Source organism: Tepidimonas thermarum (genome assembly GCF_007556705.1).
Taxonomy (GTDB): domain Bacteria; phylum Pseudomonadota; class Gammaproteobacteria; order Burkholderiales; family Burkholderiaceae_C; genus Tepidimonas; species Tepidimonas thermarum.
On record NZ_VJOL01000109.1, the window covers coordinates 1 to 1,559 of the forward strand.

At 61.8% G+C, this 1,559-nt stretch carries 2 protein-coding genes; both read left to right on the top strand.

All coding sequences use genetic code 11. The features are described 5' to 3' along the window. The first annotated feature begins 510 nt into the window (after positions 1-510). Positions 511-759 (top strand): helix-turn-helix transcriptional regulator, encoded by a 249-nt coding sequence (locus Tther_RS13095; RefSeq protein ID WP_143904564.1) that lies wholly within the window; start codon positions 511-513, stop codon positions 757-759. Between the two features lie 9 nt (positions 760-768). After that, positions 769-1,362: a primase/helicase family protein gene (locus Tther_RS13100; protein WP_143904566.1), complete on the top strand. Its 594-nt coding sequence runs from the start codon at positions 769-771 to the stop codon at positions 1,360-1,362. Positions 1,363-1,559: the final 197 nt, after the last annotated feature.

The following is a 1,559-nucleotide window of genomic DNA, read 5'->3' on the forward strand; positions in this document are numbered from 1 at the left end:
GGTTTCCGCAATGCTCGCCGAACTCGACGACGAGTGGCTGACCGGCAAGGTCTATCTCAACTTCAACCTGTAACCCGGTTGTCATGACCACCCAACCGGAAATTTACAGAAAAGAGGTTGCACAATCGCTCAGGCTTCCCGCGCAGGGGGCGGGAGGGGAATAAATCAGTGTTTCCCTAAAGCGCTACAGGTGGCTCGTGCCTACTCCAGCAACGCTGAAAACCGTGCAATGAAGCAATTTGTTTTTACTTGGCTAGACGCCAACATGAGCCAGTTCAAAAGCATGGACGCGGCTGCTGAGGCGATTGCCGGGAAGGTGGCGCCCATCAAATGGCGAACAGCCCGTAACTGGGTAGCCGAATGGAAAAAGCTACGTTCTGCCGGCACACCGTAGGAATTGCCGGCGCACTGTAGTGCGCACCGGCTGACAGGCTTCAAAACCACTTCACCCAAACCGACCATTCACCCATCGCAACAACGGCGACCAAAGCCGGCTAACGATGGGCACGTATGGCAATTTGGCGAATCGACACCTGCAAGGCGGAAGCGGGCTACCGCAGCAACGCATCCATTTACAACCTGATCCGCGCCGGGCTTTGGACAAAGCCTGTGCCCATTGGACAGCGGTCCGTGGGCTGGCCGGATGACGAGGTGCGGGCATTGTGCGCGGCGCGAATCGCGGGCAAAACCGACGACGAAATCCGCGAACTGGTGAAGCGGCTGCACAGCAAGCGGGCCGAACTGTTGCAGGCGGTATGAGGGGGGGCAATGGCGATCAACCCCACCCTTGAAGAAAAGCCCGCCGGGGGCGGCAACCCCACGGCAGGCCGGGCGATCAACGGTTTGCATTTTCCCACGGCGAAGCAACCGGGCAAAGCCTTTGATCATGGGCTGGCCCTGCACCCAGCAGACCCCACCAAACAATTCCGGGCCGCCATCCTGGCCGCTGGCCTGACGCCACCGGATGGCATCATCCACGATGGCAAGCTGCACCGCTTTTCCAGCGACGGCAAGCGCGGCGACGATGCGGGATGGTACGTGCTGCACTTGGACGGCGTACCGGCTGGCGCTTTCGGCTGCTGGCGCGAAGGCTTCACGCGCCAATGGTGCAGCAAGACCCGGCAAGCCATGACACCGGCGGAGCGCGAAGCCTACCGGCGCAAGCTGCAAGCCATGCGCCAGCAACGCGATGCAGACACGGCGCAGCGCCAGCAGCAAGCCGCACAGGTGGCGGCCCGGCGCTGGCAGGCAGCAGCCCCGGCCACCGCAGAGCATCCCTACCTGAGCGCCAAGGGCGTGCAGGCCCACGGCGTGAGGCTGGAAGGCGAGGCGCTGCTGAGTTGTGTATCGTTCTTTCTGTAAATTCCATTTTGCCGGTTGTCTGCTGGGCGGGGATCTCCGGCGCTACGCGCCTACGCTCCCCGCCCAGCAGACAGCGCGAGGGTGGGTCTGACGCCATGACTTCGAGAAAGGGGTGTAACCCTCATGGCAATACGAGTCGAAACCAACCCCTTGGAAGCCGCTTATGCGATCTTGCTCGAGAACGGACTGGATGGCGC